The organism is Sedimentibacter sp. LTW-03 (genome assembly GCF_052059825.1).
Lineage (GTDB): Bacteria > Bacillota > Clostridia > Tissierellales > Sedimentibacteraceae > Sedimentibacter.
The window spans coordinates 3444562-3470285 of the sequence record NZ_CP197180.1 but is presented as its reverse complement, the minus strand read 5'-3'; the positions used below and the strand labels follow the sequence as shown (position 1 = coordinate 3470285).

The following is a 25724-nucleotide window of genomic DNA, read 5'->3' as shown; positions in this document are numbered from 1 at the left end:
TTGTTAAATTATGCAAACAATATTAAAAATTTATTGTTAAAAATAAGTCAATGCATAATTAAACCATTATTGAATTTATGTACATAATAATACTTTGCAAATTTCAAATGCCAGTGATATAATTTTCAAAAGTACAATTAAGGACAGCATTATGAACGAAATAATACTCAATTACATAGCGCAGGCAGTTTTGGGAGGTGCGTCAGGTTACATAACTAACGACTATGCCATAAACATGCTTTTTAAAGAATATACCCCCCTTAAAATCGGAGGCGTCATTAAAAAAACAAGATCGGAATTTATTGATAATCTCAGCAGTATGGTTGAAAACGACATAATAAACACTGAAAAGTTTCAGCAGATACTCAACGATGAATGTTTAAAAAAAGAATTTGATGCAATGACATCGGATTTTTATAAGAGCTGCCTATATGATGCAGTTGGAAGTAATCGCCTGCAGCAAATTGAAGGCTTTGACGAAACGTTAGAATCAACTGACACTTTCATATCAGATATTATTAACAAATACATGCCTGATTTATATGAAATTATGCTTGATAAACTTGACCCGGGTGTATTTTTAACTCCAAAACAGCTGAGCAGTATAAGCAACTCAATATATTCTGCAGTTTATGAAACAATAGATACTTCCGATATACTGAAAGATACTCTTATGTCCGTATATAGGCATAACAGTAACTTGGTTCTCGGAAATATAATAGACCGTAATATATATGAAAATATCATAGGAAATATTATTGAAATACTTTTAAATAAATATCCCGAAAAATTTAAGACCATAATTGATGAAATTTTAGATTCCTTGGGAATTAATGAATCCTTCAAATCTGCGGAAAAGGTGTTTTATGACAAAAAAATCGGAGAAATTGTTATGCTTGATGAAATTCCGGAAAATTTGCATAACAGAATATCTTCGTATGTGGATTCAAAGGAAGGAACAGAACGTATCGGAAATCTTATAAGTTCTATATTTTCATTTGGAAAAAATTGTGATAAATCACTGTTTGACCTCCTGGATACATCTTTTGAAAGCAGTCTTAAAATTTACCTCACAGACAACATTCCTTACGTAACCGAAAACATTATTGGCTGGATTAAAGAAAACAGCAATTTGATAGATACTCTGATTGAACAGTCAATGGATGAAGTTGTAAAAGAGTCAGACGGATTAAAAGCAAAGATGCTGTCTACAATTAAAACTGTGTATTTAAATAATTTGAGCAAAAAATACAGCCTGGCAGACAAAATAATATCTTACATTAGAAAAGTTTCAAATTCTGAAAAACTGGGAAACATACTTAGTGATAAGCTTATTGATTTATTAGAGAGCCTTACAATTCGAGAAATATTTGAGGAAGCAGAAAGAAATAATATAACACCCGAAAAAATCAGCTTATTCATAAGAAATTACATCAGGCAAAATTCGCGATCCTTTATTAATTCTTTCACCGAATATATTGCAGAAAAGAAAGCCGGTGATATATTTTCTGCCGAATTAATAAGAGATGATGTATTACCCGGCCTTATGAAGCAATTTTCTGAATTTTTGCCATCTGAAACTGTAAAAAATTATCTGACACAGATTGCTGCTAATGGCGCATCCTGCTTATTAGATAAAGAATTAAGACACCTAGTTAATGAAAAACAGGCTGAATGTTCGGCAGAAAAGCTTAGCCTTCTCATAGGTAAAGCAATATCTTCCATGGAAGATTCCATAAAAAAATGGATTGGTATAAATGCAGAAAATTTAGCGGTAAATTTGACATCAAAAAACCTGAATCAGGAGACTGTTGATACATTAAATGACAGCTTATACAAAGCCTACATAAATGGCGCTGAAAAAGTAAGACCTGCACCTGTTTCTTTTGTATTGGATAAATTAAATTCAATAGATGACCTGGTTGAAAACAGTTCAGATTCTCTGCGCACATATGCAGTTGATAATTCTGGAATAATTTTAAACGGATCAATAAAAGCAATTGTTTCGGACAATTTAAACAAACTGGATGACAAAGCTCTTGTGAACCTTGCAAATGATTTTATCGGCAGAGAGTTAAAACCGATAATGTATTTTGGGGGTATGTTGGGTATAGTAGCCGGCTTAATTCTTGCCACTTTCCATACGGTTTCTCCCGGGCCAACGGTAATCAGAACAGCTAATATGGCAGCATATGCACTGGTAGGATATATGACAAATGTAATTGCAATAAATATGATTTTCAAACCCTACAGGAAAAACAAGCTGCTTTCGAAACTGCCATTTTTCCGCAATTTCTCTTTGGGATACATAATAAAAAACCAGAGTACCTTTGCTCAAAAGACGGCACAATTTATAGATAAAAACCTGCTTAACAAGAAAAGCATAAGCGAATTGTTCGACAAATACGAGCACGACATCACAAATGCGTTCACTAAATCAATTGCCGACAACAATTACAAAACAATAGGTAGCCTTCTAACTAATAATAAAAACAATATTGCTAACAACATTTATTCTTATCTTAAAGGAATGTTTGAAAAAAGTGCAGTCAAGTTAGGAGAATTTTTATATAACAAAATTGCACCTGTTCGGCTATCAGATTTGATAAATAAAAGTACAATAATAAAAATAAGCTTTGAATTTAAAAAAGTAATCGGCAGCACTAGCTCATTTGTGAATTCAGAGAGCACACTAAAAAGTAAATTTTCAGGCGATTTTGTAAAGAATAATTTAGTAACCTTCAATAACAACTGCTATGACAAACTGAATAATACATTAGCAGACAATACATTGCTTACAAAGGAAATCTTGAAGCACGAAGATAAGTATAAACTGCTTATAAACAAGCGCGTTAAGGAAATTATAGGCACGGAGGCTACAAGAAATCTTGAAACGAAAGTTTCCGAAAAAACTGCCGGTATTATTCTGAACAAAGATTCAAGGCACAAAGCAATCTATAGAGTGATGGAAGTAGTTAACACCAATGCTGACAGCAATACCCTCGGTGAAATCTTTGACGGCAGGCTTAAACAGTACATGGATTCCCATATGCCAAAGATCCTGAACAAAGTATCCGGCTTAATTGTGAAAAGCATTAAAGAAAGCAAGGAAAAGATATCTTTTGCAGTGCAGTCTGAAATTAAAAACAACCTCGGGTTTATTGAAAAAGGCATGTATACCGTTATGGGCGGCGATGTAATAGTTGATGAACTTCTTGTGAAATTTATAGATGATAAAATTCCTCAGTTTTTTGAAGAAAAAAGAGATGAGCTTCAAACTGTATTTTACAGTATTCTTAATGAAAAATTCTACACAGTTAAGACAGCAGAGGTGTACTCAAATCTAAGCGCAGTAAAGTTGAATGAACTGGCAGACAATTACTTTGACAGTGATAAAGCCGAAAGCCAAGTAACCATCTCAGTGAATCACTTAGCCGACAAAATTGGAAATATAAAATTATCTGAAATTTTGAAATTTTTCAGAGCCGGGAATCTTGAAGAGCTTCAAAATGTTTATCACGATGAAATAAACTCGTTTTCTAATACATTGCATTCAAGCATGAGCCAAAGTAAAGAGTGCATTATTGAACGCATAACCGAGCTTACAGATTCGGCAGTTGATGAGTTCATGAAATCGGAGTTTAGAGAAATATTCAAAGGAATTTCCGAAACAAATATAACTTATACATTTAAAAAACTCTTCGCAGAGTTGGATAAAAACGGATTTGATGAAATACTTCAGTCAGCATCATCTGAATTAATCTCAGAGCTAAATATAGACGCAGGAAGCATTCTTAATAAAGATGAGTTTGTAAATTCTTCTGCATTATACATTCACAAGCTACTGGAAAATCCTGAATTTGAAAATGCTGTTAACAGTCATATCAGCTCAGTAATTGACGAAGCAGTCTCGGAAAATTTTAATTTTATAGATGGGAACTTTAAAGATTACATCCTGAATACTTTCACTGTTTCATGCATCAACAGTTTAAAACGCAACATGGATAAAATATTGAAATCTGTAGAGTTTGACAAAATTGCCCTTGAAGAAATAGAAAAAATGGAACCTGAAAAAATACATGAAATGTTTGATTCATTTGCCGGAGGTTATTTCAAAAAACTCATGTTTTATGGTTTGGGAGGTTTTGTATTCGGAATAAATATGTATGTGGGATTTGCACTGGCATCGCTAAAGATTTTAACCGAGCTAATTAACTTAAGCAGAAATAAGGATAAAAAATAAATACATTTATAATCAAAAATCACGGCGGTTTTCAATCGCCGTGATTTTTGATTTTATATTGTTCAGATTTCATTATATTATTATAAAACCTTGTATATCCAACCTTTTGGAGCTTCTACATCTCCCATCTGAATTTTGTACAGAGTATCATAAAGTTTTTTGGTTACAGGACCTACTTCTGTTTCGCTGTAGAATACATGCAGTTTTCCTTTATAGTCAATACCGCCTATTGGAGTTATAACAGCAGCTGTACCACACGCTCCAGCTTCTTTGAATCTGTCCAGATTATCTATAAATACATCATCTTCTATTGCTTCCATTCCCAGGTACTCTTTTGAAACTTGCATCAAAGATCTTCTAGTGATACTTGGAAGTATTGATGAAGATTTAGGAGTTATAAATTTATCATCCTTTGTAATTCCAAAGAAGTTTGCTGCGCCGACCTCATCAATTTTTGTATGTGTTGCGGGATCCAAATAAATACAATCCGCAAAGCCATTTTTTACTGCTTCGTGATGTGAATGAAGGCTTGCTGCATAGTTTCCGCCTACTTTAATTTTTCCTGTTCCGTTAGGTGCTGCCCTGTCTTCAAGAGTTGTTGCAAAGTTTACAGGCTTCATACCGCCTTTGAAGTAAGGTCCTACAGGCATTCCGAAAACGCCGAAAATATATTCTGGTGCAGGTTTTACTCCTATGTTATCTCCAACGCCTATTACATACGGTCTCAAATAGAATGTTGCGCCTGAGCCGTAAGGAGGTACCCATTCTGAGTTTGCCTTAACAACTTGCATACATGCATCTACGAACTTTTCCACCGGAACCTTAGGCATCATAACTCTTTCACAGCTCGTCTGCATACGTTTAGCGTTTTCATCAGGTCTAAAGAGCTGAATTCCTCCGTCCTTTGTGCTGTATGCCTTCAGGCCTTCAAAGCACTCCTGGCCATAATGCAGGCATGTAGAGCCTTCACTTATGGATATTTTGTTATCTTCAACAAGCTGTCCATCATCCCAGCTTCCGTCTTTCCAGTGAGAAATATATCTCTTGTCTGTTTTAATATAACTAAAACCCAAATCTGACCATTTAATGTCCTTCTTTTTCATAATTTCCTCCTAAATAATATCGTATTAATAACAAATATCATACCTTCAAGCAATAAATTTCAGCCATCTCCTTTAATATATAGCAAAATTCATTCCAATTTCTACCTGTAATAAATACTGCATTTATCAATAATTTAATAATCGCAAAATCATTTATGCATACTTTTGCATGCAATATAGTTCATTTTTGAAATTTTTTGCAATAATAAAAAGAAATTCCCAAAAGGGAATTCCTTTTTATTATCTACTGAGCTAAACCAGAACTTCCCATCAAATTTGAATTGTCAAACATCAGCTTGCTGATATTGTACGCAGCCAGCAGCTGGTATCGCCCGATTTCTGCCTGGGCAAGGTTTGTATCTGCATCTATTACCTCAAGTGATGTTGCCATTCCGTTGTCATACAGCAGTTTGTTTATGCGCGCAGCTTCTGTTGCAAGCTCCACTGTTTTATCCATGTTTACAAGACTTCTTTCAGCTTTTATCAGGTTCAAATAAGCTTTTCTCACATCCAGCTCAACATCTTTATAAGCCTGAGGAACGTTTAATTCGGCATCTTTCAACTTTTCTACTGCTGCCTTGTGTTGTCTGAGATTTGAAGTGTAATATGCTTTGTACGCATGTGTTTCTATTTCCTGAAGCTCCAGATCATTCTCAGCTTTAAGGATTTCAGGTCTCTCCTCTTTAGCTTTTTCTATAACAGCATCTAAATCTATTTCCGCTGTGGGAACATAGGTCAGTTCCGTATCCGTAAGCACTATCTCCTGATCAAATGGCAGGTCAAGCTTGTTTAACAAATCAAGCTTTGCCATATTTAAGTCATCCATGGCTGAATCCAAATCAGTCTTGGCCTGCTGTACTGCCATCTCCCCATTAAGCACCTCCGCTTTTGTAGCAGAGCCATTATCGAATTTCAGGTTTACAACTCTGAGCTGCTCATTTGCTTTGTCTAACTTGGCCTCGTTAATTTCAATTGATTTTTCAGCCAGCAGCACGTTGTAATACAGTGATTTTGTTGATATTTCAATTCCTTTCAAAAGCAATCCCCGATTTTTTTCAAGTTGCTTCATCTGAGTATCGGCATATGTAACGTAGTATCCGTTTTTTGCAAGCAGAGTTTCAATATAATTACTTGTTATGTCAACACCCATAGCAGATATTGTATCTAAAGACATACCCATAAGCATTTCTGCCTGATCTTTGGCGCTTTTGCCTGATCTTCTGGCATCTTGAGCCTGTTTAATTCCATCATCTATTTTCCACATTCCTCTGTCACTTTCAGTTGCCAGCTTAACGGCTTCATCCATAGACAACTCCAATACACCGCTTTCTTCCTCAACTGCTTCGTTTATCTCATCTGTGTCTGCCGGAACAGCATCCTCAGCCAGTGCAACATTTGTTAGTGTGCCAAGCATAAGTGCCATTGCAAGCAGAAATGATATTTTTCTTTTCATGTTTTACCTCCGATTATCGTTTTTTATGTTTTTAAAAATTTCCGCCTATTACTATTTTACACCAATACCGTTAAATAACAAGTCAAAGATTATATCTCCTTCTTTAAATATATTATCCTCCTTGGTGATTTTCAAATTGAAATATTCTTTCATAGTTCCCAGAACAAGGCATGAAATCAGGTATGAAGGTACTTCCTTATTGACTACCCCTTCATTTTTTCCCTGGTCTATCATTTCTATTATTATCCTGTTAATTTCCGAGACATAATCAAACATTGTTTTGAGTACCTTCTCAGAGATTAAATTCTTATAAGACATTATATAATCATGAGGACTTTTTTCAAAATCCTCGTTGCCCGAATCACATCCCCTTTTAAACAGCAACATTGCTTTTTCCTTGAAACTCCTGTCCATTAAGGATATTTCCTCAATATTGTCCCTGAGTGTTTTGACAAAATCCACGCATGTTTCATCAAAAATATCCTGCTTGCTTTTAAAATACTCATACAGCGTACCTTTTCCCACTCCTGCGCTTTGTGCTATGTCATCCATCTTTGTATCATGGTAGCCTTTCTCTCTGAACAAAACTCTGGCAGCTGACAATATCCTGCTTCTCTTTTGATTTTTTCCCGCCATGTTTCCTCCTGCTCATATTTTTTATGTTATGCCCGCTCTATTGTTTTATTTTTGTTTTTCTTAAATTTTCTTTTGAAAAATGCCGCTATATCATCAAATATTGTATACATTATCGGTACAACAACCAATGTCAGCGCAGTTGATAATGAAAGTCCTCCGATTACTACAATACCCATGGATCTGGTAAGTTCCGCTCCTTCTCCTATACCTATTGCCATAGGTACAAGCCCCAGTATCGTCGTAAGGGCAGTCATCATAATAGGCCTTATTCTTATGGGTCCTGCTTTCATTATAGCGGTTGTTCTGTCTTCACCCCTGTTTCTTCGGTTATTTATATAGTCTACAAGAACTATGGCATTGTTAACTACTATACCTACAAGAATAATCAACCCGATTATTCCTATTACATTCAGAGGAAGACCTGCTAAAAACAGCCCTATAAATCCTCCAGACAATGCAAGTGGAACCGAAAACATTATGGACAATGGCTGAAGGAGCGATTCAAACTGCGCTGCGATAATCATGTACACAAGAATGATTGCAACAAGCATAACCATTGCCAAATCTGTAAATGTCTCTTCCATCTGCTCCGTCTCTCCTCCGAAAGTATAGCTGTATCCGTTTGGCATTTCATACTTGCTGAGCAAGCTTTCTATTTCTGTTGAAACAGACTGAGTATCTCTTCCCAAAACACTTCCGCTTACTGTCAGAACTCTTGTCTGATTTTCTCTCATAATGCTGATAGGACCTTTTTCAATGCTGATTTCTGCTATTTCCGAAAGCGGTACACTTCCTCCCTGCGGTGTTTGTATTGGAAGCATCTCAAGCAAAGAAATACTTTGTCCGTATATATTATCTCCCTTTAATATAACGTCCAGCTCGTCACCGTCAACTTTAAACTTCGTAACGGTTGACCCTGATAAAACATTATTTACTTCCGAACCTATCTGTGCTGTAGTCAGTCCATACTGAGAAGCTATGCCCCTGTCAGCTTTTATCTGAACCTGCGGTATTCCGTCATCATAACTTGTAGTTACTTCTCTTGTTCCTTCAACTTTTTCGATTATTTCCTTGAAATCATCTCCAATATCCTTAAGAGTATCTATTTCGTCTCCCTTGATGCTGATACTTATGGAACCAACACTCATCCCCATCATCATCATTGATGCTTCCGAAACACTTATCTCGGCTCCGGGGACATCCTTAACCATTTTTCGAATCTCATCGCTTATATCTTTTGCACTTCTGTCTCTCTCATTCAGCTCGCTCAGAATAACAGTCATAGAACCGGTACCTGAACTACCTCCCATACTCATTATGCCGGAGCTGCCCGCCTGAGTAAATATCGAAACAACTTCCGGTATTTCCTGTATTGATGACTGGATTTCCTTTAGAGTCTCATCAATCTGTTCTGTCTCAGATCCTGCTGGAAGGCTAACACTAACATTTATTATCCCCTCGTCTGTGGCAGGAAAAAATTCCGCTCCCACCGATGAAAGCATAGCAATGCTGGCAACAAACAGCCCTATACTCGCCGCTATTGTAATAAAGCGATGCCTTAAACTCCAGCTTAAAACAGTTTTGTACAGCACAACCAGCGGTCCATGCTTTTTTTCCTGAGTTTCTTCAGATTCAAGGTTTCTAACTGTAACGAGTTTGGATGACAACATAGGAACCAGTGTAAGTGCAATGACCAATGAACTCATAAGAGCTATTACTATGGCAAGAGCAAAGTCCTTGAATATGGTTGCAGCCAACCCTCCCGTAAATACAATCGGCAGGAAAACTGCTACAGTGGTGAGTGAAGAAGCTGTTACTGCCATTGAAACCTCATTTGCACCGTTTATAGACGCCGTTGTTCTGTCCATACCCAGGCTTCTGTTTCTATATATATTCTCAAGAACAACAATAGAGTTATCTACCAGCATACCTATTCCGAGAGCAATCCCACCTATGGTCATCATATTGAGTGTTATCTTTGTAAAGAATAAAATAACAAATGTAGTAATTACGGAAATAGGTATAGAAAGCGCAATTACAAGTGTCGTTTTAAAGCTTCTTAAAAATATCATAAGTACGATTACCGCAAAAACTCCACCTAAAATCGCTGTTCTTATCATATTTTTAATTGCAAAATTTATATAATCTGCCTGATCAAAAAAGGATATCATATTTAAATCCGGATATTCTTTTTTTATTTTTTCCAATTCTTTGTTTACTTTTTTTGAAACATTAACTGTATTTCCGTCTGACTGCTTCATAATGGAAATCTGAACTACTTCTTTGCCGTCCATCTTCGTTATAGTAGATTGATCCTTATCAGCCATTTTAACATCGGCAATATCCTGAAGCCTTACTGTTCCCCCTGTAGTAAGAGGAATTGTCAGATTTCTTATGTCTTCTATTGATTTAAACTCCCCTATTGTTCTGACTGTAAGTTCATTACTTCCTTTTTTGACACTGCCTCCCGGCAAATTGATATTTGCTGCCTGAATCACTTGTGTCACGTAGGCCTGACTAAGATTGAAGCCCTTTAGCGCCTCTTCTTTAAGCATTACCTCAATCTCTTTTTCAAGACCGCCGGAAACAGAAGCTGAAGCCGTTCCTTCAATTCTTTCAAGGCGCGGAGCTATAATATCCTCAGCCATTTTTTGAGCATTATACAGATCTCCGCCGCTTGAAACAGCCATCTGAATAATTGGCATTGCACTTGGGTCCAGTTTCGCTACTATGGGTGATGTTATACCGTCCGGCAGGAATCCTTCAATCAAATCAATGTTTTCTCTAAGCTGAAGCATTGCATTATCCATATCCGTTCCAAATGCAAATTGGATCAATACCAACGAGCTTCCTTCATTTGAATATGATATCATACCTTCAATATTTTCAACAGTAGCCACACTCTGTTCCACCGGCTTCGTAATTAAATTCTCAATTTCCTCCGGTCCTGCGCCGGAATATCCTGTTTGAACCATAACATACGGCAGTTCCATCTGCGGAAGCAAATCTATCTGCAATTTACTTAATGACACCACTCCCAAAACAATGACAATTAATATCATCATTGTAATTGTAACGGGTTTTTTAACCGAAAATCTTGAAAGCATTACTATTCACCCCTTACAACCTTTATATTGCTGCCGTCGCTTACATAATCCTGGCCCTTTACGATTACTTGATCTCCTTCATTTAAACCGGATATAATCTCTGTATAAACTCCAGTGTCAAGTCCGGTTGTAACTTCTCTCTCAACCGCAGCTTCATCTTCAGCTACAAACACGTATTTTTTGTCTCCATTTTCCTTTACAGCTTCCGTCTTAACTGCAAGTGCGTTTTCTATTCTGTCTGTGTCTAAGTAGACCTTGGCAAACATCCCTGGCTTAATCATACCGTTATTGTCAAGAATTATATCAACATTATACAAGTTTGTCATTAAATCAGCAGATGAACTTACACTGTTTATGACGGATTCCTGTTTAAACTCGGCAGCTTTTATTTCCACAGTTGCTGCATCACCTTTTTTTATCTTGTTTATCATATTGCCCGGAACACCAAACTCAATTGTTATGCTGTCGGAATCAACAATTGTTATAGGTGGATTGGCTGATGTTGCATATTCGCCTTCTACAATGCTAATATTAGAAATAACTCCTGAAATCGGAGCTTTTACTTCCGCATTTTCAAGCATGGATGCTGCATTTTCATATGCTACTCTTGCCTGCTCCGCTCCCATCCTCGCCGCTTCCAGCGATTCGTCCGATGCCGCCAGCTTTGCCTGTTCATACTGTGTCTCGGTTACTGCGCCTTCTTCGTACAGCTTCTTCATCTTCTCAAAGGAATCCTTTGCCGTCTGAATTTGAGCGGCGCTTACATCATACCCCGCCTTTGCGGCTTCATATGCGGTATATGCCTGATTTACCTGCTTGTTAATATCATCTTTATCCATAACGAATAGAACCTGATTCTTTTGAACTTTGTCTCCTACGCTGACATTTATTTTTTCAACTTTTCCCGCTGTAAGAGGAACTACGTAGACATCTTTGTCCGCATATGCTTTAGCTGTCATGATATTTTCTATGTATAGTTCCATCGGCTTTAATGTTTCAACTTCTACTGCCGTATAAGATACTTCTTCCGTTGCAGACTCGCTGCCTGTGCCGCTGCATCCTGCTAAAACGAATGCAGTAATTAATAATAATGTCAATAATTTCTTCAAGTTTTCCTCCCTCAATTTCCGACCGACCGGTCAGTTCTATAAAAATTATAGCACTGCTTTATTATAAAGTCAATTAATTATATTTCTCTTAAATTATAATTATGTTTTGATTAAATAAGGTCATAATCATGTAAAAAATAAGAGATTTTAGACTAAGCCATTAAATTGACTAACCCACAATCTCTTAATTTATTTATTGCATTGAACAATGTATCTTTAGCGTTAATCGGTAACTTTTCTTCTTCTGCTGCCGGAATGTGTTGGTGCCTTTGTATGGCTTGAAACAATTGCTTCTTCCATTGACTCTAAAGTGTTAATATCTTCCGGTGTAAGTTTTTCGTACATGCTTTGTCTGTAGGCTTTAACTTCATCAGCTTTTTTTACTTTTCTATTAGCCGGACTAACATCAAGCCAAGAAATTTTTTTATTTTTGTGATATAAGTCAAAATCTACCAGCCTTTTGCCATCAATTGTATATTCCAATGCCGCCAAAATTCGTTTAACCTCCTGGGGCGTAAAAAATGTAAATAATCTAACCTGGTAGGTCATCACTGAATATAGAAGCACTGCATAATCCTTAGTCCAGCTTTCTCCTAAAACCATTCCCATTTCCAGCTTTGACAGTATGAACATAAGCCTGTCATAGTGCTTCTGATACTCGCCCATAGAATCATATATGTTAATTCTAAGCTCATACCACTGGCTGTCTTTTAAGCTTTGGGTCATAAGTCTCAATCCCTCTAATCGCAATTTTCCACGAACCTCTATGGATGGGCGTGGGACTAATATCTTTGTATCCAAAATATCTGATGAAACCAATGGACCGTTAATTGACTTTTTGGTAAAGGCCAGAATAGTATCATCCTTTTCTCCCATTCCAATGCCCTCTATCCAATCAACTTCTTTGCCGTCAAATAGATCCTTAACCCTATCTATTAGCTTGCTTTCATCACCTGCTATACGCATAATCATTGATGTTGGACCCATGTCAATTTTTTGCAAAAGATTATATCCGCGACTATTAATAATTGTAGATAGTATCACTGAAGCAACATCATTAATGAGCACAATTTTTCTTGCATCCTCTATGTAGGTCTTTTCATAATTAATGCCTGTTATAAAACAAAGAGTGCTATTCTCTGATGCCCTGCCCATGCCCTGCTGGAAGCCTATAACTTCTCCATTAAGGCTTTTCTCTAAAAACTTTGTGGTTCCTTCAATATCTTCAGTTCTAATAAATAAATATCGTGGTCCCATCCTAAATAACAGCATAGTACATGCCCCCTTTCACTTATAAGCCGATTCTTTTTAATACAACGCCTCTTGACTCATTTGTCCCCACAGGATACTCTAAATGGAATACATTTTTATTTGATAAATCAATTATATTTATATTCAACACCCCATTTAAACAGACCGTTTTATTTTTCTTGTAATGTCCGGGTTCAATAGTATGTCCATAAAGATTAAAATCTGCCTCATAAAAATATTCCTTGTAGTAGTGTCCCACTGTAATTTTACAATCCTCTATTGTCAGCAAACCATCCTCAAGAATTGTTCCTCTCTTAGTCAGTTGGCTTACAGTTTCATAATCATCGTGGTTACCCAACACATAGTAGATTTTTGAAAATTCATTCTTCTCTAAACCTTCTATGAGCTTTGTAACACCTCTAGAGTAGCAATCAATTTTATTTTTATAAATTCCCAACTTAATATTATCCGCCATATCTCCTGTATGTATAACGTATTGAGGCTTTATGATATTAATTATTCTAAAAATATAATCGTAGATATCTACAGGAGTATCACTTATATGAAGCAGTATAGGCCCTTTTAATTCTTTTAAAATCTCCTCGGATATATAAGGAAAATTAAACAGTGATAGAAATTCTCTGTATATATCCTTTAAGCTTTTCATTATAGTTATCTACCTCCCAAGTTAAAATACAGAAAAATATAACTTTGTCTCAGTATTAGTTAAATCACATTTTTTTCATTATATCATAATATTTACTTTTTAAATATTAAAATCAAATAAAAAAACAGATCTTTGCGACCGTTCTTTAAGTCGTTATGATCTGTTTTTATATGTTCTTTTGCTACATCCCTATTAGTGGCTAGTTGGCCTGTATTGCCGGATTTCTATTTTAATATGCTCTGGCAACGTAAATCATATGCTTTGCCTCTTTGCCGCAAATGTGGCATTTGCACCCTAAATTCTCCTGCTCAAACGGGATGCATCTGATCGAAGCGCCTGTTTCATCTTTTAATTTGTCTTCGCACTCTCTGTCTCCGCACCACATCATTTTTGCAAATCCCGGGCGGTTTGGAAGATCTTTTTTATACTGTTCGTAGTCATCAACTACATAAGTATGTGTCTCTCTGTGAGTCTTAGCTTTTTCAAACATATCTACCTGCATTGAATCAAGCATTGATGAAATAGTTTCCTCAATATTGTCAAGCGACAATGTTTCTTTTTCAAGCTTATCTCTTCTCACAGCAACTGCCTGATTGTTTTCTATATCTCTCGGACCTATTTCTATACGAATTGGATATCCCTTCATTTCATACTGATTAAATTTCCATCCTGTTGAGTTTTCCTTGTTGTCATCAAGCTCGACTCTTATTCCGGCAGCCTTTAAAGAATCATACAGATTGTTTGCTTTTTCCATAACTCCTTCTTTGTTCATTGCAATAGGAATGATTACAACTTGAGTCGGAGCCATCTTCGGAGGAAGCACAAGCCCTCTGTTGTCAGAGTGAACCATTATAAGTCCTCCTATAAGCCTTGTTGATATTCCCCATGATGTATGATACGGATGCTCTTCCTGTCCGTTTCTTCCCTGGAATTTAATATCAAATGCTTTTGTAAAATGCTGCCCCAGGTTGTGAGAAGTTCCTGCCTGCAGAGCCTGACCGTCATGCATCAATGCTTCCATGGTATAGGTAGCATGTGCACCTGCAAATTTTTCTTTCTCGCTTTTTTGTCCTGTAATTACAGGTATAGCCATTAGATCTTCCGCCACCTGTCTGTAAATATCAAGCATCTGAAGAGTTTCAGCCTGAGCCTCTTCATTTGTCTCATGAAGTGTATGTCCTTCCTGCCATAAAAATTCCGAAGTTCTTAAGAATGGTCTTGTGGCTTTTTCCCATCTTACAACACTGCACCACTGATTATAAAGGTAAGGTAAATCCCTGTATGAATTCAACCATTTTGCGTACATATGACATATGATTGTCTCTGATGTTGGTCTGATAACCAATCTCTCTCCCAGCTTCTGGCTTCCTCCGTGAGTAACCCATGCCACCTCAGGAGCAAAGCCCTCAACATGCTCTTTTTCCTTTGTCAATAAGCTTTCAGGAATCAACAGAGGAAAATACATATTTTTATGACCTGTTGCCTTAAATTTTTCGTCGGCAAATTCCTGTATTCTTTCCCACAAAGCATATCCGTAAGGCCTTATTACCATGAACCCTTTAACTGGTGAATAATCCACTAATTCATTTTTTAGTATAACATCTGTGTACCATCTGCTGAAGTCTTCTTCCATTGGTGTTATTTCTTTTACAAAATCTTTTTCTTTTTTAGCCATAATTTCTCCTTTCACATTGCAGTCTCGCATTAAAATATAATTACTATAGTTCCCGTAAATCAGAAACTTATTGAAGTAACCCTACTCAGTTATCCATAATAAAAATGGATTTAGGGTATAAAAAAAATTAACCGCCTCTAAATCAAGAGGCGGATTTCCGCGGTACCACTCTAATTGCTGCAATTATTTGCAGCATCTCATTCAAATAAGGGGATTTCCCTTTGGGTTGTTACTCCCAAATACTCCGAGACGGGTTCGATATACAGAGGGCCAAAAACCTTTCACCAATCAGTTTTCTCTCTATTGCCATGTAAGTTCTACTGCTTCTCTTCATCGTAAATATTTATTTATAACTCATATTATAGAAAAAGTTTAGTTTTGTCAATCATTTTTGATATTTTTCTTATATTTATATGGGTATAATATTTTTTAGGTGCTTGAAAATGTTTCCAACTATTATTATAATAAGTAAAAGCATAACAATAATATAATTAGGAGGAAAGTAAGTATGAAAAAAAGAGTAACAAGTTTAGTCTTAGTAGCATTATTAATACTAAGCAGCTTCAGCTTTGCATTTGCAGACGAAACAGGAATTACTGCTATTACTATTATCCACACTAATGACATTCACGGAAGGATTGAAGAAGACAGTTATAATAATGTAATGGGCCTTGCTAAAATAGCTGCATTGATTAAAGAGGCCAAAGAAGCAAATCCTAACACTCTTGTGCTAGATGCCGGTGATGTTCTCCACGGAATGCCCATAGTTAATATAAGCAAGGGTGAAAATGCCTTAAATGTTTTAGAAGCCGCAGGGTATGATTATATGACTATCGGCAATCACGATTTTAACTATGGAAAAGAAAGATTGTTTGAACTTAGAGATATGTCCGGAATCGGCATGCTGTGTGCCAATGTTTTAGATGAAGAAGGAAAACCAGTTTTCACTCCATACACCATTGAAGAAATGGACGGAGTAAAAATAGGAATATTTGGATTAGCCACTCCGGAAACCATGTATAAAACCAGCCCGTTAAACGTTGAGGGTTTGACATTTGCTGATCCAGTTGAAATTTCAAAAGAAATGGTTGAAGAATTAAAGGATCAGACTGATGTAATAATAGCTCTTGCACACATAGGTCTTGATGAAAGTTCTGTTATTACTTCCAAGGCAATAGCCCAAGAAGTAGATGGAATTGATGTAATAATAGACGGACACAGCCACACTCTTTTAGAGGAAGGCATGATTGTAAACAATACACTGATTGCACAGTCCGGAAATTATGATAAGAATCTTGGCTATGTTGATATAAGTGTTCAGGACGGCGAAGTTATAGAAAAAACAGCTCGCCTTGTTTCGGCTGAAGCTGCTGCAAACACTGAAGCTGATCCTGAGTTAGCAGCTATTATTGAAGAAATAAATTCCAAAAATAAGGAAACATTTGATCAGGTTGTTGCAAAAACAGATGTATATCTTGACGGTATAAGAGAGCATGTAAGAGCTCAAGAGACAAACCTTGGTAATTTATCCGCTGATGCCGTAAGAGCAGAGTCCGGTGCAGATGTGGCATTCGTTAACGGCGGAGGAATAAGAGTAGACATTCAACCAGGCGACATTACCCTGGGAAGAATAGCAGAACTATTCCCGTTTGGAAATATAGTACAAATTAAGAAAATAACCGGTGAAGATTTATTGGCAATGCTGGAACATTCAGTAAGTGGTTATCCGTCTCCGCAGGGAGCATTCCTTCATGTCAGCGGATTGACGTTTGAGTTTGATCCCGAACAGCCTGCAGGTCTGAGAGTTATAGATGTAAAAATCGGTGACAGCCCTCTTGATTTAACAGCAGAATATACTGTTGCTATAAATGATTTTATATCAGTGGGTGGAGACGGTTATGAAATGCTGTCAAAATATGACGTGGAAGCTGAATTTGGTACATATGAAGAAATTTTTGCAAATTATCTGAACACTAACGGAACTGCCGGAAGCGAAGTTTCAGGAAGAATAACTGTTAAAGAAACTGTTGCTGAAGAACCTGCTCCTGTTGAACCCGTTGAGCCCGAAGAACCGGAGTCCGTTCCCGAACCGGAGCCTGCTCCCGTTGAAACAGTTCCGGAACCTGCAGCTGAAGTAACATACATAGTTGTTTCAGGAGACGTTTTATGGAAAATAGCCGAAAAATACGACACTACATGGGAAATATTGACTGAATACAACAACTTAGCTAATCCTCACCTGATTTTCCCTGACCAGGCAATTAAGATTCCCGTAAAATAATTACCTGACTAAATGTAATAAAGGATTTGTGCAAGTGTGCACAAATCCTTTTGTTTATTGATTATTCAGCAAAAATACAGACAGCTCCGGAGGAGCCATCAGCCTGAGAGGTAATTGTGATGTCCCAAGCCCTGTGTTCACATATACCATGGTCTGTCTGAAATTATTAAAAGTATATATTCCGCCCGTGTATTTTTTCGCCAGAAGCGGAAGCCATTTGATAAAGGGAAGATTAACCTGACACCCGTGGCTGTGCCCTGCTAAATACAAATCTATTTCATATTCCAGCAAATAATCAATCACATCCGGCTCGTGGCTCAGCACCACATTATAGCATTCCTCATCCAGCAGGCTTATGAGCATTTCTTTGTCAAATTTTCCGAATATTGAGTCGTCCATTCCTATAATATTAACATTATACTCATCCAAAACAATTTTCTCATTTTTCAATATAACAAATCCGCTGTTCTCCATTATTTTTTTATATGCGTATTCTGCTCCTCCTCCATAATCGTGATTGCCGTAAATAGCATACTTACCCATAGGAGCCTTGATCGACCCAAGTATTTTGCTTATTCCATCAATATTGTCCTTACCTTCGTAGCTGCTGTACTCATCTAATAAATCTCCGGTAAAAACTACTATGTCAGGATTTTCGCCATTTATTTTTTCTGCGACCTTCTTAATGTCTTTTTCATCAAAATATTCCGATATATGCATATCGGAGAACTGAAGTATTTTTAAATCTTTATCGCTTGAACTGATACGACTGTCCTTTACATTTATATAGTGGACCATTAATAGGTTAGTCTCAACATATCGGGCGTATATATACACAACAAAAGCAATCAACAAAAGAGTACTTATAAATCTTAAAAATTTTTTCACTGTAACACTCCATAAGAGATTTCAAGTTGAAGTATATCAAATTCGGCAAAAAAAATAAAGCGAAACTTAATTCATACAAAAAGTAATTTATGTATTGAATATAAGTTTACTTTATTTTTCGAGTTTCATCTTTTACACTATTATACGATTTTTGTTTCCTCTTCATCACATATGAAAAATTCAACGTAATTAGTTAAAATATCAATATAATTAAATGACACCACTCTTCTTAATCCTTTGTTATCAACGTGAACCGTAAATACTGAAGGATACGTGTCAGCGATTACCCCTTCACTAATATGCGACCTGGCTTTCCCTTTTCTTACTTTAAATTTAACTTTTTGGCCTACACATCCTTCTACCAATCCTTTTACCCTAGCTACAGAATTTGCCGTCAAAAAATCACCTTCTACACTATATTAAATGAAAATCAGGTAAAATTTATTCATTTATTAATATCTTTACCATAACAATGAAAAATATGTGCTTTTTCTTTAATTTACTTATTTTTAACTTGCAAATAATAAGAAAATAGACTATTATAATTAAGGCAATTAAACATATAAAAAAGGAAGTGAATGTAATGGACGAGGTCCCTACGGTCAAACAGATTGCACAAAATAAACTTAATACTTCTCTATTACTGAACTTATCATCAATTTGGTAATAGAGGAAATCTATTATTAAATTGAGGTGAACAATGCTTGATATATTCAAATCTATTAACGACACTCTTTTCACACTGGAAGAAATAGAAGACGGAGCATGGATCAATCTGGTTGATCCGACACCCGAAGAACTGGATTTTATTGAAGACGAACTTTCAGTAGACAGAGATTTTTTAAGAGCAGCACTTGATGAGGAAGAATCTGCACGTTTAGAAACAGAAAATGATCAGGTTTTAATACTTGTGGATACACCTTATGTGGAAAAAACTGATGATCACATAATATATGAAACGCTGCCTCTTGGAATTATTATAACTGGAAAAAACATTATTACCGTATGCCTGAAAAATTCTATTGTCCTTGACCAATTTGAAAAGAACAGCATACGAACATTTTACACTTATAAAAAGTATCGATTCTTGTATCAAATACTTTACAAAAATGCACAGAGATATCTTCTCTATCTGAGACAAATCGACAGAATGAGCAATTACGTTGAAAAACAGCTGCATCAGTCGATGAAAAATAAAGAACTTATTCAGCTTTTAGATCTTGAGAAATCACTTGTTTATATAACCACAGCGCTAAAGGCAAATCAAGTGGTGCTTGAAAAAATTCTTAGAATCAACATAATTAAAAAGTACTCTGAGGATGAAGATCTTCTTGAAGATGTAATAATCGAGAACAAGCAGGCCATCGAAATGGCTAACATATATAGTGGAATACTTAGCGGAACAATGGATGCATTTGCATCAATTATTTCAAACAATCTTAACATTGTAATGAAGCTGTTAACATCAATAACAATATTGATGGCTATTCCAACAATGTTCTCAAGTTTTTTTGGAATGAACGTTGCAAACATACCATTTGCTACATCTCCTTTCGGCTTTTGGATCGTATTAGGAGTATCAGTAGTTACAGCCGCAATCGTTGGGGTTGTTCTGCTGAAAAAGAATTTATTTTAACAAATGAATAGCACCCGATTTTCTTCAATTACACACTGGAAAATCGGGTGCTATTCATTCTGATTATCTATTTCTGTTTTTGGGGGAATCACCTCTTCTGTTAATCTATACATTAACGCCTGTTTTATTTACTACCGTTTAGATTCTGTAGAGAATACATTCAATTCAAACTCAGTCAAAATTTAGTTTAAAAGTATTAACTCATCTCATTCTTACTTTAAATCTTACATAAACAAATCAGATAATTATCTTTATCATACTTCTCAATACATTTACCAATAAACTAAAATCTGTCTTTTAAAGTTTATTTGAAATAATCTAAACGATAAATTTAAATAAAACATTTGCTGTATTTATTATATACCCAATTAAATTTTAATTAATCACAGTTTTTCAAATAATTAAAAAAATTTTTAAGTTGTTATAATTTGCTGGTTAATATATAATAAACACTAACTTTGTATTCTGATGAGGTTATAGTGATGAAAATTTATTCTTATGGAAAAATAAATTTATTTTTAGATATAGAGGGAAAGCTACAAAACGGATATCACCTTATAAAAACAATCATGCAGTCCATAGACATGCATGATGAAATTCAAATAAGTAATTACGATAAAGATGAAATTATTATACAATGCAGCACTCCGAATATTCCGGTTGATGAAAGGAATACATGCTATAAAGCTGCAGCTGCTATAAAAGAAATATATCATATAAATTCAGGAATAGTCATACAAATTAATAAGACAATACCTTCCGAAGCCGGGCTGGCAGGCGGAAGCGGCAATTCAGCAGCTGTCATAAGAGGATTGAATATTTATTGGAATCTGAATATGTCTGAACTTGAAATGCAGGCAGTAGCTCTCAAAGTAGGATCTGATGTTCCATTCTGCCTAACGGGAGGAACTTATAAGGCTGAAGGTACAGGCGAAAAGCTTGCTAAGTTAAATGATTTTACTTGGGATAATATTTTAGTAGTAAAGCCGGATTTCTCAATGTCGACGAAGTTTGTATACAGCAATACTGAACCACGCCATTACAACTTGCATAAAAACAGTAAAATATTAGATTATATTAATTCAAACAACTTCTGTAGCACTGCCCAATCTGCATGCAATTCTCTTGAGAAGGTTGTTGAAATATTTCATCCTGAAATAAATAAAATAAAAAAAATGATGATACAAAAAGGAGCAATAAATTCACTTATGACAGGAAGCGGATCAGCAGTGTACGGGTTGTTTGCTGACAAATTGAGCCTTGAAGAGGCATATAAAAACATTTCAAGCATATATCCTCAAACATTTATAACTAAAACAATTAATAAAGGTTATCAAATAATTGTTTAGAGCAATTTATATGAGGGTATCAGCATAATAAATAAAAAGACTGAGGTAAATTATGAAAAAATTGCTGCTAATTATTGGACTGATTGCTTTGCTGGCAACGGGCTGCACCAAACAAATTGAAGAAATCCCCAATGAAGAAGAAATAGGCGGACAAGAAACCGAATCTGAACAAGAAAAAAGTGCTGCACTAATCGCCCCTGATTTCGAACTTAAATCGCTGGATGGCACTACCGTTAAATTAAGTGAATTGAGAGATAAAAATGTAATACTGAACTTCTGGGCAACATGGTGCGATTTTTGCGTTATTGAAATGCCAGATTTGCAAAAATTGCAGGAAGCACATAAGGACGACCTTTTGGTACTGACTGTCAACGTTGGAGAATCAAAAGAGGTTGTGCAAGGCTTTCTTGAAGAAAATGGACTTGACATTAATGTAGTTCTGGATGAAGATATGAGTGTTGCAGGCACATACGGCGTACGCTCCTTCCCTACAACAATATCCATAAATAAAAAAGGCGAAGCCGTACAAGGATATGTAGGAATGCTTTCATACGAGCAAATGGAACAGCTTTATGGCTTTTTTGAGGAATAATATAAATTATTCAAAATTATGTAATATCCATAATACACTTTTAAATGCGGCTGCGAATTTATCGCAGCCGCATTTTTGCCTGTTCGCAAAATTTATTTCGTTTCCTTTATTTTTTCTGTAAGTATGGGAAGAATTTCTTTGATATCACCTACTATTTTGTAATTTGCGACTTTAAATATTGGTGCATCAGGGTCATTGTTTATTGCCACAATAGTTTCTATATCTGCAAGACCTGCAAGGTGCTGTATAGCACCGGATATACCGCAGGCTATATATATTTTGGGAGCAACTGTCTTGCCCGTCTGTCCTACTTGCTGGCTGTAAGGCATCCACCCTGAATCAACAACCGGTCTGGAAGATCCCAGCGCACCTCCCAGAGCATCTGCCAGTTCCTGAGCCATATGAATGTTTTTCTGGCTTCCTATTCCTCTTCCTACGCTTACGATTATATCTGCATCTGAAAGATTTAACCCCTCGTCATTGTCAATATCTCTTATTTTTTTAACAAAACTTTCTACGGGAGACGGGACATCCAAAAATGTTATTCTGCCTTTTCTTTCATAGTCAGGTTCCTTTTGTTTAAAAACCTTGGGGCGAACGGTGGCCATCTGAGGTCGGTTATTGGGGCACACTATAGTCGCCATCAAATTTCCACCAAAAGCCGGTCTCGTCTGGAGAAGCAGCCTTTCTTCTTTATCTATTTCTAATAATGTACAGTCGGCAGTAAGTCCTGTACGAAGCGCCGACGAAATATGAGGAGCAAGAGACCTTCCGTTTGATGTCGCTCCTATGAGCACTATTTCAGGCTTGTATTTCTTTACTAGATCAAGCATTACCTCGCCGTAAATGTGGTCATTGAAATCTTTAAGCCATGGAGCATCCATTATCATAACTTCATCAGCTCCATATGCAATGAGCTCTCCCGGAAGGCTTCCTATGTCTGAACCCAGTATTACAGCTGTAACATGAGTATTTAATTCCGCTGCCAATTCCTCGGCCTTTCCCAGAAGCTCCAGTGCAACTGGTTTTAGTTTGCCGTATCTCTGCTCAGCAAAAACCCATATACCCTCGTATGCACTTAAATCCTTTTTTGTACTTTCATCTCTTATAAATTCAATTGCTCCAAATTTGCAGCTTTCCACACAGGAACCACAGAGGGTGCACTTAGACCCTATAACAGCTTTTTTATCCTTTAATTCTATAGCTCCGAAGGGACATGTTCCTATACATCTTTTGCAGCCAACACACTTTTCCTTTATGATGCTTATACTTGCCATTATCTTCACCGTCCTTAAACTTCTATGGAAAGCAGTATCTCGGCCAGTTTTTCTGCCTTCTCCCCGGGACTGCCATTTATTTCGACGCTGTTCACTTCATGAACAGGCACAAATGTCTTTCTTACCTGTGTCGGAGAGCCTTTCAATCCTGCTCTCTCTTCATCAGCGTCGATGTCGCCAAAAGTAACAATTTCTATCTCCGCCTTCTTAGACTTCTTGATGCTTTTTATGGAAGGAAGTCTCGGCATGTTTATCTCTTTGACAACTGTAATAAGCGCCGGTAATTTAATTTCAATTTCTTCATATCCATCATCTGTTATTTTCATGCAGCACATGGTATCTTTTTTTATTTCAATTATTTTGCTGATATTTGTTGCATATGCGATTCCTAGAGTTTTTGCAAGGCTTGGCCCTACCTGCGCCGTATCTCCGTCTGTTGCCTGCTTTCCGCAGATTATCAAATCATAGTCACCGATTTTTTCCACACCTTTGCTGAGAGCATAAGACGTTGCCAGAGTATCAGAGCCTGCAAATTTTCTGTCCGTAAGAAGCATAGCCTTATCGATTTTTAATGATACTGCTTCTCTCATCATTTCAGCCGCAGCGGGAATTCCCATGCTTATTCCGAAAACTTCCGCTCCGTATTTCTCTTTTATTCTCACAGCTTCTTCTATGGCATATGTGTCAAAAGGATTAATTATTGCCGGTACGTTCTCTCTTATGATTGTATTTGTTTCAGGGTCCATTTTTACTTCGTTTGTTCCGGGGACCTGTTTAATGCATACGATAATTTTCATATGTTTCCCTCCTCTTTCTCATAGGGAAATATTGTTCCTCTATTAAACAGCTGCTTCGGATCAAATATTTTCTTTATGTTTCTCATTTCATTCAATTCACTGTGGCTGTACATTTTTTGAAGAAAAGGAACCTTTAACTTCCCGACTCCATGTTCGGCCGACACAGCGCCGCCCATTGCGGAAATTTTTTCAGCCCACAACAGGAATAGATCCTTTCCCTTTTTATACTCGTCCATATTTCTCGGAATTAAGTTTACATGAAGATGATTATTCCCTATATGACCAAATATAACAGCATGAAGTTTATTCTTTTCTATATCTTCGTTGTACATTTCCATAACTTCCTTAAGTTTATCATCCGGAACCGACATATCTGTTCCCAGCTTTGTTATATTTGGATCTATCTTTTTCACTTCATCTATCTGCATATTTACGCACTCGGGACATGCATGCCTGAAAGCGTGCAGCTTCTCAAGACTGACAGGATTATTTGCAACCCACGTTGCATCCTCATCGCCGCCCAGCTTTGCAATAACATCTCCCAGCTTTTCAATTCCAGCCCAGATTTCTGTGTCTGAATCTCCTTCAATTTCTGTGTACACTGCCGTATGGTAGCCTTCCTTTATCTCTTGCACAGAGGAAAAAGCCGGGTTTGTCTTCTGCTGCACTTTAAGCATTTCCAATGCCTTATGGCTGAAAAATTCGATGGCCGAAGGTTTGATGTTAAGCGGCTCCATATTGTCGAACAGTTTTTCCCCTCTCAATGCCCTCACCAGATCCAAAGCCTTGTCCTCATCCGGCATAAAAATAGTAACGCCCCAGTTTGATTTATGTGTTCTGTTTAGCTCAATTTCAATCTCCGTTATTACTCCCAGAGTTCCGTCAGAGCCTATAAATAAATCTATCATATCCATGGCAGGCTTGTTGTAGTATCCTGAAGTATTCTTCTTCACATCAGGCATTTTATATTTCGGAAGTTCACCCGAAATTTTCCTTCCGCTCTCGGTTACAAGGGTAAACCCTCCTTCAGAGACAATATTTCTCCCTCTTGCCATGCTTAAAACATCTCCATTCGCAAGAACCACTCTTATGGCTGTCACATGATCTCTTGAGGAACCGTATCTGAAACTTTTTGCACCTGAAGCATTGCATGATACCATACCGCCTATGGATGCAGACGCCTCGGTAGGGTCAGTTGAATAAAACCATTCATTTTTCGCCATATGTTCCAAGGCATCTTTTGATTCCTTGCCCCAATCCGTCGTTATAAATGACTTGTTAAGCAGGTATTTTCTGATTTCGGCAAGAAGAACACCTGGCTGTACACTTAAAAAGAACCTGTCCTGCTTTTTATCGTACCTTGCTCCAATTACACTGTTCATCCTGCTCAGATTTATAACATGTCCTCCCATGGGAACCGCAGAAGCGGCAAGCCCGGTGCGCGCTCCTTGTATAGTTATAGGCACACATTTAGAAGCACATTCTTTAACCGATGCCATAATTTCTTCTTCTGTTTTTGGGAATATTATACTTTCGGCAGCACCTGTCTGACGGGATTCGTCTCGTAAATATTCTCCGTAAGTTTCTATAAAGTCACAATTCATTTTATCCTCCTATGAAAAATCATAGTTATAAGCAACAAGTAATAATTATAATAGGA

General features: G+C 36.7%; 18 protein-coding genes and 1 other annotated feature. Of the genes, 5 read left to right on the top strand and 13 right to left on the bottom strand.

Annotated elements, in window-relative coordinates; all coding sequences use genetic code 11:
- Positions 1–151 precede the first annotated feature (151 nt).
- On the top strand, positions 152–4243 hold the full coding sequence (locus tag ACS3UD_RS16800; protein ID WP_308138485.1) for a DUF445 family protein: 4092 nt from the start codon (positions 152–154) through the stop codon (positions 4241–4243).
- Between the two features lie 80 nt (positions 4244–4323).
- On the opposite strand, the gene ACS3UD_RS16795 is transcribed toward ACS3UD_RS16800, so the two are convergent.
- From ACS3UD_RS16795 to proS, 8 genes are all read right to left on the bottom strand, one after another.
- A complete protein-coding gene (locus ACS3UD_RS16795; protein WP_374049891.1) occupies positions 4324–5346 on the bottom strand; it encodes a branched-chain amino acid aminotransferase in 1023 nt (340 codons plus the stop codon).
- 244 nt (positions 5347–5590) lie between these two features.
- On the bottom strand, positions 5591–6799 hold the full coding sequence (locus ACS3UD_RS16790; protein WP_308138486.1) for a TolC family protein: 1209 nt from the start codon (positions 6797–6799) through the stop codon (positions 5591–5593).
- 51 nt (positions 6800–6850) lie between these two features.
- Positions 6851–7435 carry a TetR/AcrR family transcriptional regulator gene (locus tag ACS3UD_RS16785; protein ID WP_308138487.1) on the bottom strand — a complete coding sequence of 195 codons (585 nt, stop codon included), beginning with the start codon at positions 7433–7435 and terminating at the stop codon, positions 6851–6853.
- Between the two features lie 26 nt (positions 7436–7461).
- Positions 7462–10542 (bottom strand): efflux RND transporter permease subunit, encoded by a 3081-nt coding sequence (locus ACS3UD_RS16780; RefSeq protein WP_308138488.1) that lies wholly within the window; start codon positions 10540–10542, stop codon positions 7462–7464.
- Between the two features lie 2 nt (positions 10543–10544).
- Positions 10545–11651 (bottom strand): efflux RND transporter periplasmic adaptor subunit, encoded by a 1107-nt coding sequence (locus ACS3UD_RS16775; RefSeq protein WP_308138489.1) that lies wholly within the window; start codon positions 11649–11651, stop codon positions 10545–10547.
- A 222-nt stretch (positions 11652–11873) separates the two neighbouring features.
- Positions 11874–12923 (bottom strand): hypothetical protein, encoded by a 1050-nt coding sequence (locus ACS3UD_RS16770; RefSeq protein WP_308138490.1) that lies wholly within the window; start codon positions 12921–12923, stop codon positions 11874–11876.
- Positions 12924–12942: 19 nt separating this feature from the next.
- Positions 12943–13569, bottom strand: a complete 627-nt coding sequence (locus tag ACS3UD_RS16765; protein WP_308138491.1) for a metallophosphoesterase — start codon at positions 13567–13569, stop codon at positions 12943–12945.
- Positions 13570–13798: 229 nt separating this feature from the next.
- Positions 13799–15244 carry a proline--tRNA ligase gene (gene proS, locus ACS3UD_RS16760; protein ID WP_308138492.1) on the bottom strand — a complete coding sequence of 482 codons (1446 nt, stop codon included), beginning with the start codon at positions 15242–15244 and terminating at the stop codon, positions 13799–13801.
- 142 nt (positions 15245–15386) lie between these two features.
- Positions 15387–15587 (bottom strand) — a binding site (T-box leader).
- A 165-nt stretch (positions 15588–15752) separates the two neighbouring features.
- Here proS and ACS3UD_RS16755 point away from each other — a divergent pair.
- Entirely contained in the window at positions 15753–17525 is a 1773-nt protein-coding gene (locus ACS3UD_RS16755; RefSeq protein WP_440977703.1) for a 5'-nucleotidase C-terminal domain-containing protein, read from the top strand.
- A 54-nt stretch (positions 17526–17579) separates the two neighbouring features.
- Here ACS3UD_RS16755 and ACS3UD_RS16750 read toward each other — a convergent pair whose 3' ends face one another.
- Together ACS3UD_RS16750 and ACS3UD_RS16745 are read right to left on the bottom strand one after the other, a co-directional pair.
- A complete protein-coding gene (locus tag ACS3UD_RS16750) occupies positions 17580–18413 on the bottom strand; it encodes a metallophosphoesterase (RefSeq protein ID WP_440977702.1) in 834 nt (277 codons plus the stop codon).
- 140 nt (positions 18414–18553) lie between these two features.
- On the bottom strand, positions 18554–18811 hold the full coding sequence (locus ACS3UD_RS16745) for a Veg family protein (protein WP_308138495.1): 258 nt from the start codon (positions 18809–18811) through the stop codon (positions 18554–18556).
- Positions 18812–19113: 302 nt separating this feature from the next.
- Between ACS3UD_RS16745 and ACS3UD_RS16740 the strand changes: the two genes are divergently transcribed.
- From ACS3UD_RS16740 to ACS3UD_RS16730, 3 genes are all read left to right on the top strand, one after another.
- Entirely contained in the window at positions 19114–20049 is a 936-nt protein-coding gene (locus ACS3UD_RS16740; RefSeq protein WP_440977701.1) for a magnesium transporter CorA family protein, read from the top strand.
- A gap of 482 nt (positions 20050–20531) precedes the next feature.
- Entirely contained in the window at positions 20532–21398 is an 867-nt protein-coding gene (gene ispE / locus ACS3UD_RS16735) for a 4-(cytidine 5'-diphospho)-2-C-methyl-D-erythritol kinase (protein WP_308138520.1), read from the top strand.
- A gap of 52 nt (positions 21399–21450) precedes the next feature.
- Positions 21451–21990 carry a TlpA family protein disulfide reductase gene (locus tag ACS3UD_RS16730; protein ID WP_308138521.1) on the top strand — a complete coding sequence of 180 codons (540 nt, stop codon included), beginning with the start codon at positions 21451–21453 and terminating at the stop codon, positions 21988–21990.
- Positions 21991–22082: 92 nt separating this feature from the next.
- On the opposite strand, the gene ACS3UD_RS16725 is transcribed toward ACS3UD_RS16730, so the two are convergent.
- The 3 genes from ACS3UD_RS16725 to ACS3UD_RS16715 are packed head-to-tail and all read right to left on the bottom strand — an operon-like array spanning position 22083 to position 25668.
- The gene (locus tag ACS3UD_RS16725) at positions 22083–23267 is read right to left on the bottom strand and encodes an electron transfer flavoprotein subunit alpha (RefSeq protein ID WP_308138522.1); all 1185 of its coding nucleotides are present in this window, start codon (positions 23265–23267) and stop codon (positions 22083–22085) included.
- 14 nt (positions 23268–23281) lie between these two features.
- Positions 23282–24064 carry an electron transfer flavoprotein subunit beta/FixA family protein gene (locus tag ACS3UD_RS16720; protein WP_308138523.1) on the bottom strand — a complete coding sequence of 261 codons (783 nt, stop codon included), beginning with the start codon at positions 24062–24064 and terminating at the stop codon, positions 23282–23284.
- Complete coding sequence (locus ACS3UD_RS16715; RefSeq protein ID WP_308138524.1) at positions 24061–25668, bottom strand: FAD-binding oxidoreductase; 1608 nt, start codon at positions 25666–25668, stop codon at positions 24061–24063. The genes ACS3UD_RS16720 and ACS3UD_RS16715 overlap by 4 nt, the downstream gene beginning before the upstream one ends.
- Positions 25669–25724 lie beyond the last annotated feature (56 nt).

Bases quoted from the DNA above. Each gene is read 5' to 3' on its own strand.
- ispE (WP_308138520.1), top strand. From the start codon at position 20,532: ATGAAAATTTATTCTTATGGAAAAATAAATTTATTTTTAGATATAGAG.
- ACS3UD_RS16715 (WP_308138524.1), bottom strand. From the start codon at position 25,668: ATGAATTGTGACTTTATAGAAACTTACGGAGAATATTTACGAGACGAA.
- ACS3UD_RS16785 (WP_308138487.1), bottom strand. From the start codon at position 7,435: ATGGCGGGAAAAAATCAAAAGAGAAGCAGGATATTGTCAGCTGCCAGA.
- ACS3UD_RS16740 (WP_440977701.1), top strand. From the start codon at position 19,114: ATGCTTGATATATTCAAATCTATTAACGACACTCTTTTCACACTGGAA.
- ACS3UD_RS16725 (WP_308138522.1), bottom strand. From the start codon at position 23,267: ATGGCAAGTATAAGCATCATAAAGGAAAAGTGTGTTGGCTGCAAAAGA.
- proS (WP_308138492.1), bottom strand. From the start codon at position 15,244: ATGGCTAAAAAAGAAAAAGATTTTGTAAAAGAAATAACACCAATGGAA.
- ACS3UD_RS16730 (WP_308138521.1), top strand. From the start codon at position 21,451: ATGAAAAAATTGCTGCTAATTATTGGACTGATTGCTTTGCTGGCAACG.
- ACS3UD_RS16795 (WP_374049891.1), bottom strand. From the start codon at position 5,346: ATGAAAAAGAAGGACATTAAATGGTCAGATTTGGGTTTTAGTTATATT.
- ACS3UD_RS16755 (WP_440977703.1), top strand. From the start codon at position 15,753: ATGAAAAAAAGAGTAACAAGTTTAGTCTTAGTAGCATTATTAATACTA.
- ACS3UD_RS16800 (WP_308138485.1), top strand. From the start codon at position 152: ATGAACGAAATAATACTCAATTACATAGCGCAGGCAGTTTTGGGAGGT.
- ACS3UD_RS16720 (WP_308138523.1), bottom strand. From the start codon at position 24,064: ATGAAAATTATCGTATGCATTAAACAGGTCCCCGGAACAAACGAAGTA.
- ACS3UD_RS16790 (WP_308138486.1), bottom strand. From the start codon at position 6,799: ATGAAAAGAAAAATATCATTTCTGCTTGCAATGGCACTTATGCTTGGC.
- ACS3UD_RS16770 (WP_308138490.1), bottom strand. From the start codon at position 12,923: ATGCTGTTATTTAGGATGGGACCACGATATTTATTTATTAGAACTGAA.
- ACS3UD_RS16765 (WP_308138491.1), bottom strand. From the start codon at position 13,569: ATGAAAAGCTTAAAGGATATATACAGAGAATTTCTATCACTGTTTAAT.
- ACS3UD_RS16780 (WP_308138488.1), bottom strand. From the start codon at position 10,542: ATGCTTTCAAGATTTTCGGTTAAAAAACCCGTTACAATTACAATGATG.